The sequence below is a fragment of the Gilliamella sp. HK2 genome, from assembly GCF_001690265.1.
GTDB classification, from domain to species: domain Bacteria; phylum Pseudomonadota; class Gammaproteobacteria; order Enterobacterales; family Orbaceae; genus Gilliamella; species Gilliamella apicola_C.
This window is the reverse complement of sequence record NZ_LZGV01000106.1, coordinates 1-8,895: the sequence shown is the minus strand read 5'-3', so window position 1 is coordinate 8,895 and position 8,895 is coordinate 1. Positions and strand designations below refer to the sequence as shown.

7 protein-coding genes are annotated in these 8,895 nt (G+C 34.7%); 6 read left to right on the top strand and 1 reads right to left on the bottom strand.

Annotation, left to right across the window (positions count from 1 at the left end; genetic code table 11):
• From A9G45_RS12760 to A9G45_RS14205, 6 genes are all read left to right on the top strand, one after another.
• On the top strand, window positions 1-1,026 hold a 1,026-nt coding region (locus tag A9G45_RS12760), incomplete at its 5' end, for a DUF2345 domain-containing protein (RefSeq protein ID WP_141673690.1).
• Window positions 1,027-1,037: 11 nt separating this feature from the next.
• Window positions 1,038-4,250, top strand: coding sequence for a hypothetical protein (locus tag A9G45_RS12755; protein WP_065572419.1), 3,213 nt, complete (start codon window positions 1,038-1,040; stop codon window positions 4,248-4,250).
• Window positions 4,234-4,665, top strand: a complete 432-nt coding sequence (locus A9G45_RS12750) for a hypothetical protein (RefSeq protein ID WP_065567985.1) — start codon at window positions 4,234-4,236, stop codon at window positions 4,663-4,665. Before A9G45_RS12755 ends, A9G45_RS12750 begins: the two co-directional genes overlap by 17 nt.
• Before the next feature lie 243 nt (window positions 4,666-4,908).
• Window positions 4,909-6,654 (top strand): hypothetical protein, encoded by a 1,746-nt coding sequence (locus tag A9G45_RS14525; RefSeq protein WP_065567984.1) that lies wholly within the window; start codon window positions 4,909-4,911, stop codon window positions 6,652-6,654.
• 32 nt (window positions 6,655-6,686) lie between these two features.
• On the top strand, window positions 6,687-7,757 hold the full coding sequence (locus A9G45_RS12740) for a hypothetical protein (RefSeq protein ID WP_065567983.1): 1,071 nt from the start codon (window positions 6,687-6,689) through the stop codon (window positions 7,755-7,757).
• Between the two features lie 335 nt (window positions 7,758-8,092).
• Entirely contained in the window at window positions 8,093-8,473 is a 381-nt protein-coding gene (locus A9G45_RS14205; protein ID WP_141673689.1) for a hypothetical protein, read from the top strand.
• Between the two features lie 60 nt (window positions 8,474-8,533).
• Here the strand turns inward: A9G45_RS14205 and A9G45_RS14820 are convergent, their stop codons facing one another.
• The gene (locus A9G45_RS14820; RefSeq protein WP_081297782.1) at window positions 8,534-8,878 is read right to left on the bottom strand and encodes an integrase core domain-containing protein; all 345 of its coding nucleotides are present in this window, start codon (window positions 8,876-8,878) and stop codon (window positions 8,534-8,536) included.
• Window positions 8,879-8,895: the final 17 nt, after the last annotated feature.

Sequence of the window (8,895 nt, the reverse complement as noted above, 5' to 3'; positions counted from 1 at the left end):
TTAATTGACGGCACGGAAGTGGCGATTGCCTTTATGAATGGCAATCCAGATAGGCCGTATATTGCCCATGCCATGCACGACAGCGCCCACCCTGACCATGTGACCACAGTAAACAAACACCGCAATGTCATTCGCACCCCCGCCAACAACAAACTGCGCATGGATGATAAACGCGGGCAAGAGCATATCAAACTCGCCACCGAATACGGCAAAAGCCAACTTAATCTCGGTCACCTTGTTAACGAAAAAAAAGCACAACGTGGTGAAGGCTTTGAACTGAGGACGGATGAATGGGGGGCGATTGCTGCCAACAAAGGCTTATACTTAACCACCCAAACTGAGCCGAAAGCGCAAGGCAAACAACTGGATATGCAAGCGGCAATAAGCCAACTTGAAAACGCCTTATCAATTGCCAAAGCATTGCAAAATGCCGCCACCCAGTCCGACGCACACAGCGCGGATACCGACAGTCAAGACCAGCTTAAAGCCAACTTAAGCGAGCTAACCCAAAGTGGCCTACTGGCCTATGCGCAAGAAGGCATTGCCTTAACCAGCCCTGAAAACATCCAACTGACAACAGGTAATAGCTTAACCCTAACCAGTGAAAACCAAACCGATATCAACGCATTAAAAAACATCACCGTATCATCTGGCGACGCAATAGGGTTATTTGCCCATAAATCAGGCATGAAGCTATTTGCTAACCAAGGCGATATTGCAGTGCAAGCCCAAAATGCCAACCTCAATATGGCAGCCAAGCAAGATATCAAAGTGGATAGCGTGGATGGCAAAGTGACTATCACCGCCAGCGATAAACTCACGCTTATCTGTGGTGGTTCATACATCAAAATCAGCAGTGAAGGGATTGAACTGGGCACGCAAGATAATGTGTATCTTAAATGTAATGTGATGCAGAAGATGGGGCCAGCAAGTGTAGAAAATAACACAGACAACTTCTTGAAAAGTGATGTTGAAATAGCGCTTATCAGATTAATAAATAGTGAACATATCGATTTTTCAGGCTAAAGGTATAAACAATGGCACTAACACCAATAAAAAAATGGAAATATCCAGTTGTTGTCAATGAAAAACAACCAATAAGCACTAATGCTTATTATACCGCATTAATGTCGGCATCTAGAGGGTTTTATCCTGTCAGTATAAACAAACAGGTACATTGTGGCGTTCATTTCGATCATCCTGTTCTTAGCAAATTAGGCGACACAAAAGAGCGAAAAGTGCATTGCCTTGCCACTGGTGAAGTTATCGCTTATCGAGTTAATGATCATTATCAAAAAGTAGATTATGGCGAAAAAGTGGGATTTTTCTCAACGGGTTTTGTGTTGGTTAGGCACTTGCTAGAGATGGAGCGTGTAGAAGAAGCCGCTGAGGCAGAAAGCAATACCCCGACGGATAACAACACGACGCAAACATCAGCAACAACGACAGAGGCCACTCAATCATCCAATGCCACTACCAATCCAGCTACCGACACCTCAACGCCGTCAAATGAAGCGTCAACTACGGAAACAGCAGAAACTAAAAAAGAAAAACAGCCCGGGCATCGTCTTTATTTTTATAGTTTGTATATGCATCTGGCTGATACTCAATACTACGATGATAACCCCAAAGAGCCTGCACCCGCATTTTGGGAGCAGGATATTTATCGTGTCCGCGTAGGGCATAAGGACTTAGATTACGTAGCTGGGTTAAATATACGAAAGACAGCGGATAGTTCAAAGCGCACTAATATTTTAGCTGTACTACAAGCGGGTACCAAAGTGAATCTAAATCTTGATTTACATGAACAAGATTATAAATGGTATGCCGTTTCGTCTTTAGTGGAAGGATATTGTTCGATTCCGGAATTAACACCTTATGACTATAAGGGAAATAAAATTATTGGTTGGATTTACAACGACACTAAAAAACAACTCACCGACCCGATAGTTGAAATAACGGGAAAAGATAGTAATTTAGTCAAATCCAAAGGGCTAAGAGTCAGGGATAAAGATAAAAATATTATTTCCATGTTACCTGAAGGTACGCAAATTAAAATAGCAGGTACCAAAACGCCAAAAAATTATGTTGAATTAGTTGAAGTGATTCGAGATGGAAGCCCCACTATTCCTTTGCCCGCTGGGAAAAAATACGTTTATTTTGATTGTCTTGAAAATATCATTAGAGGTAAAAAATATAATGAAGTTGTGGTATTAGATGAGCCTTTTCCAATTGAAGCTGGTGATTTAGTCGGACATATTGGTCATAATCAAGATAAGGCGATTGATAAAGAAAAAGATAAAGAGGGAAATTATATTGATATAGACACTCTCCCACCTGAAAAAGGGATGCAAAACAGCCACTTCAAACCCACATTACATGTTGAGTGTTTCACCTGTGAAGACTTACCCAATTACATAACCCAAACGCAAGCTGAAGCGAGTAAAATAGCTGATGAAGAAAAAACATTATTAGCCTTATCCAAAGGCACCAAAATACTGATGCGCCCAAGTCAAGCCGACACCACCGTTGGCACACCACTTAAAGGCAGCAAAATAAAGGTGCTTAGTAAAGAAACCAACATAAACTGGCTACAAATAGAAATTAAAACCTCTGCAACTGACACAAAAACATTATGGATTGAAAATACTAAGGAGAGAGCCAAAAAAGCAAACGCGAATAATGAAATCGAATTAGCCTCAGACACCGAGGCATGGAGTAAACACCCCTTACAAGCTAGCCAATTAACGAGCAGCAATCATAATATTGGCACACCACTCCTACTTGATATGAGTGATAATAACGTGAAAACACACCAGCATCGAGCGGTGGATGAGCAAGATACCTTATGGATATACATAGAAAAAGCCCTTGACGATAAAAATATCACTATGTCGCCCGGTTGGCTATCAACCGAAAGCGAAGGTGTGAAGAAAGTCAGTTGCTGGGATTGGTTTGATTTTAAGCAAATTAAAGAAAATGCTAGCCTGAAAGACATTTATCTGAGTGCTAAAAAAACCTTAAGCAGAAATAAGGATAATGCATCACTTGAACAATACACGCCAACAATAAAAGAGACATTAACAATATTAGACAAGCAATACAATTCTAGCGATCAGAAATATGCGAAGATAGATATTAATAGCTTTAACGGGATAATTAATAAGCCAATATTAGCCTCATCACTGGGTCGCCTGTTAATCCATTATGAAAGTGAATGGTATGGCAAACTGGATTCGGAAGGCAAATTGCCAAAATGGGAAGCGTTAAATAGTGAAATGACAGAAAATGCCAACAATATATTGGATTATTTAACGGAAGGCGACGAAGCAAAACTGGATGCTTATATCAACACGCTAGAAACAAGCAAACAACAGTCAGAAAAAAAAGGTTTTGAAGCGTTAAGCAGAAAAATTGAAAGGTTCCCAGAAGATTATAAAAGTAACCCACAGGAAAAGTTGAGCAAAGAACAACTTGAAATTTATACACAAATACAAAAGCTAGAACAAAAAGTCATGGCTTGGGACAAAACCAAAGAGAAAATCAAGAAAATGTTATGGTGGGATGATGTTGCTAAAGGCTTAGCTAAGTTGAATCAACCCAAAAACACGCCTCCAGAAAATGGCGAGACAGCCAATACCACAACCACCCCAACAGACTCAGCCCCACCTGCTACGCTTAGTGCTGATGGTAGGGCGTGGTTTATTCATCCGGTAGCAATGGTTGGTTATTTTAATGAGAAAATTAATCTTATAAGGAATTATACTTTAGAAAATGCAGAACTCGCGTTAAGGGCTATATACGCGAAGTATGGTAAAGATATGGCAATAATAATTGAAAGAATGTATCGTTCTGAAACTGCACATTTTAAATCTTTACAATATAAGAAGACAGGAACAGGAGGAATGGAGTCTTTTGGTTCACCTCCATATTATGGCTGGGATAAAGAATTTTTTTTATTAAATCCAAATTATACTCCTATAGGAACTACATATTTATTTGAAAATGTTGGGTTGAGTAAGCAGGGAGGAAATGTTCAAATAAAAGATAGGCCTAAAGAGTTTATAATTTTCCCTTCTGTGTTAGCTGCAATGGAGTATTTAGTTTTCTATATTAATAAATATAATGGTAATTATGCTCGTTGGCATTCGACCAATTCTGTTGTTCAAGAAACCTATAAAAACATATTAAATAAAATTATTCCAAGAATTGTTAATAAAATAGAGGAAGAAAATGCAAAAAAAAATTAAAGCTACGATAATATTTGTTTTACAATTTTTGTTAATTTTAAGTATAACATGTAATGCAAATGCCAAATCGATCGATTGTGTATCTATTTTTGAAGAAATAATTAAAGCTAGTGATTTTCTTCCAGAAGTAACATCAAGGGCAACTTTAACTATTGATTTATATGATATTTATGTTAATGATGATTCAATTTTTTTCAAAGTCTATGACTCTGATACAGAAAAAAATAAAAATAGAGGAATGTTGGCTACATTAGGTTGGTTGAAATACAACTATAAACGAAAAAGCATGGAAAATATTACATATGATGAATTAAACCCAGTCAAAGTTATTTATAACAAAGCGTTAGAAATAAAATTTAATCAATGTTTGGATTTTTATAAAATAAATATAAAAGATCTTGCTACTTCAGAATAAATAACGGCGTGGTAAATCATTTAGTTATTTGCACTTTCTGGCTGGAATGGCAAATATCTTCAAAAAAAGGCATACTAAAAGTACATGCAAAAAATTTCAAAAATTATTTAAAAAAGTAATAGGAATATGGGAAAGGAAAGGTATTGATTTTCATACATGGAATAACAAAACCCTCCCCTAAATTTTGTGTATTTGCCAGTTATAGTAAAAAGCACGGTGAAATAATTAAATGGATTCGGGGGAATGCTTTTAATAACTGGTCATACGGAGAAGGTTGATTGCTGGTTATCAACCAAGAGCGAAGGCGTGAAGAAAGTGAGTTGCTGGGATTGGTTTGACTTTAAGCAAATTAAAGAAAATGTCAGTCTGAAAGACATTTATTTGAGTGCTAAAAAAACCTTAAGCAGAAATAAGGATAATGCATCACTAGAACAATACACGCCAACAATAAAAGAAACATTAACAATATTAGACAAGCAATACGATTCTAGCGCTCAGAAATATGCGAAGATAGATATTAATAGCTTTAACGGGATAATTAATAAGCCAGTATTAACCTCATCACTGGGTCGCCTATTAATCCATTATGAAAGTGAATGGTATGGCAAAGTTGATTCAGAAGGCAAATTGCTAAAATGGGAAGCGTTAAATAGTGAAATGACAGAAAATGTCAGCAATGTATTGGATTATTTAACGGAAGGCGACGAAGCAAAACTTGATGCTTATATCAACACGGTAGAAACAAGCAAACAAGAAGCAAAAAAAGGCTTTGAAGCGTTAAGAAGAAAAATTGAAAGGCTTCCAGAAGATTATAAAAGCAACCCACAGCAAAAGCTGAACCAAGAACAACTTGAAATTTATACACAAATACAAAAGCTAGAACAAAAAGTCATGGCTTGGGAAAAAACCAAAGAGAAAATCAAGAAAATGTTATGGTGGGATGATGTTGCTAAAGGCTTAGCTAAGTTAAATCAACCTAAAGACACGCCTCCAGAAAATGGCGAGACAACCAATACCACAACCCCCCCAACAGACTCAGCCCCACCGGCCACGCTTAGTGCTGATGGTAGGGCGTGGTTTATTCATCCCGTGGCGATGGTAGGGTATTTCAACATCAAATCAATAGGCATAGTTACTTATCATATTTATCATGATGGAAACATTGAAAAACATATACCACAAGAAATACTGAAAGGTTATGAACAAAAATATAAATACGTTTATCATGATAAAAATAATAGTGAACATGAAATATGTATAGTCGGTTGGCATACGATTAATAAGAAAAATTTTGAGAAAAAACCTAGAGGAACATTTAAATATCCCGATCATGGAAGGGTTTCGGAAACTAAAACTAATGTAAGCGATGGTTATATAGTAGCTAAAGCTAAATATGAAAATGGTGATATTCATGAATGGATAAAAAAAGAAAAAGGTGTAAGTATTTATGAAAGACTCACTATGGCTAATGGTGATATAGCTGAATACGGAACACATGACCAAGATGGAATTGTATGGCGGCTTTATAAAAAACAGCAAGAAGAAGCGCAATTGGTTAGAATGCCAGATAGTATTAACTATGAAAGCAATGGAGTAGTTATTAAATATGAACTTAAAGAAACTTATCGAAAATATACTAACTCAGATATTCTAGCCGGTTTTATAGGTGCATTAGCTGAAATAAAGGAAAATATCACTGTGACAGGTAGCGCTTATGAGCAAGGTTCATGTTTTCCTAGCGCTTTACACATAAATGGTCAAAGTATTGACACAAAATACATTAAAAAAGATAGAAATTTATCGGATTGGAAAAAAGATAAAGCATTTGTTAATGCTTTAGCTAAATTTCATTTTCGAACTTTTCGAATAGGAGAAGAAATTTATAACTTATTTAGTGGAATATCAGGAGTAGTAGATGGTGATAAGTTACATAATAGTCATTTGCATACAGAAAATTTTGATTTTAATGCTATTAAAATAATTGAATAATTTGAAAATTTAAATTAGCAGGATAACGTGAAATGAAAAAAAATTGTTTAACTTTGATTTTATTTTTTATGTTTTCTATAGGATATGTACATTCAAATGAATCTCCGGATATTTGGGATTTTTATAAAGTTTCAAAAAATTCTGTTTCTGGAGGAGGATCCGATTCTGAAAGAGAAAGTTTAATAGAAAGGTTTTCGAAAATTAAACTCATATTAATTGATGGAAAAGTTATAGTCGATACAATTTGTTTTATTCCATATGAGACAACAACAAAGATGACTTCCCCTTTATCTTATTGGAAAACTCCAGAAAAAGTAAAGGAGTATAAAAAAATTTTTTCAGCGGAAAAAATCCCTTTAAGATATCAATTTGAAGCAATAAAACTTCCTAATAATGACAAAGATGATTTATGCTTGGAAGAAGGTTTGACTGATTTAATAAGGATCGACAATTATTTTGTTTTTTTGACCAAGTCAGGTTACTTGATAACATTTTCGAAGCATATAGAAAAAAATAACGGATCACCTGTAACCTATAGAGGATTTAATTATAAGATACCGAATCGTGAATTTAGTTGGTTTGGTCATCCAATGTTGACTAATAAAAAAATTGTAGATGATATGAATAAGAAGTGTGATTTTCCTGCTGATGGATCTTATTATAATTCATACTTTTATAATGAGTGTGATTTGCACGAATTAGGTTATTATTTTAGTGAAATTAGTAGAACTTTACTTGACAAAATGGACAAAAAGGAATTGATATATCAAAAAGGAGAATATCAATACAATTTAACTAAAAAACAGCACGAAGAGTTTGATTTCGAAATATATTTAAATATTGAAAAAGGTAATAAATTAATTGATAGATTATCCATTTATAAACAGAGAATTTTAGAATCGGCAGCTTTTGAACAGGATTACTATATTGATAAAAATTTTAAGAATATTTGGTTACTAAATTATGTTGGTAGTGACTCAACGCATGATATTGAAAAATGGAGGCATTATAAAATAGATAATAGTGGGCATTTTAAGCTATTGGAATCGATTTCGTGTAAAAAACGTGATAGACAAGGAATCGTAAAATGTCACAATGATTAAGGATAGCATTGGTCAGGATTTAGAAGTTTACACGCCTGATATGAAAGTGCCACACCAGAGACAAAAAGAACTCTGCATGATTCTCATTTACATTCAGGTTTTGATGACAGCTCTATAAAGGAAATAACATAACATAACATGAAAAAACTAGTTACTATTGAAATTCTACTATTGATTACAATATTTGTTACATACAATATTAAAACTGTATATGCAGTAGGGGGAATAGACAAAAATTCTTTATCATATAATAATTTTTACGGGGAAAAATTGGTATCAAACAAAGAATTTATATTATCTATAAATAAAACTTGTAAAGAAGATGCCTCGGGGCCATGCACAATTTCAGAAATAAAAAAAATTATTATCTCCAGTTTAGTAGTCTAAATAACCATGAAATAGCAATTTCTAAACTAAAAAATAATATTGAATTAAAATTGAAAAAAGGAAAAACTAACAATCCATATTCTATGGAGATAGAGTTAATATCTTATAAAAATAATGAAAGAGTAGATTCTATAGTATGTTATGAATATATGAACGATCCCAATAACAGTTTAGCTACAGAAAAATTATACTATTTGAATGATTATAATTTATGGACACTATTTTTCACTTATGATTTAGAATCAACAACAGCTGACAATTGGAGTAAATATAAAATTAATCCTCAATCTGGCAAATTTGAATTAGTAGATAAAGTGCTACAATACTAATTTCCACTAGATAGTGGATATGTAAATACCCCAAACTTAGTACACAACTCACGAAGAAAATCATGCTGCTTGTTTTAGTGTTTTATACTCAATCGGTGTCACGTTATTTAGTGCCTCATGCGGTCTTTCGGTGTTATAAATGGTTAGCCATTCTTCGGTTACCTTTCTTGCTTGTTCTAGATTATTAAATAGATATAAATCGAGCACTTCAGTGCGATAGGTACGATTAAATCGTTTAATATAGCCATTTTGATACGGGCTACCGGGCTGGATATAATCAATGGTTATACCATGTAATTTAGCCCAGTTTATAAAGGTTTTTCCTGTAAATTCTGGCCCATTATCGACCCGTATTTTTAATGGATACCCATGATATTCGGCCAGTTTATCTAAGTAACGGGTAATCCTTACGCCTCACGATT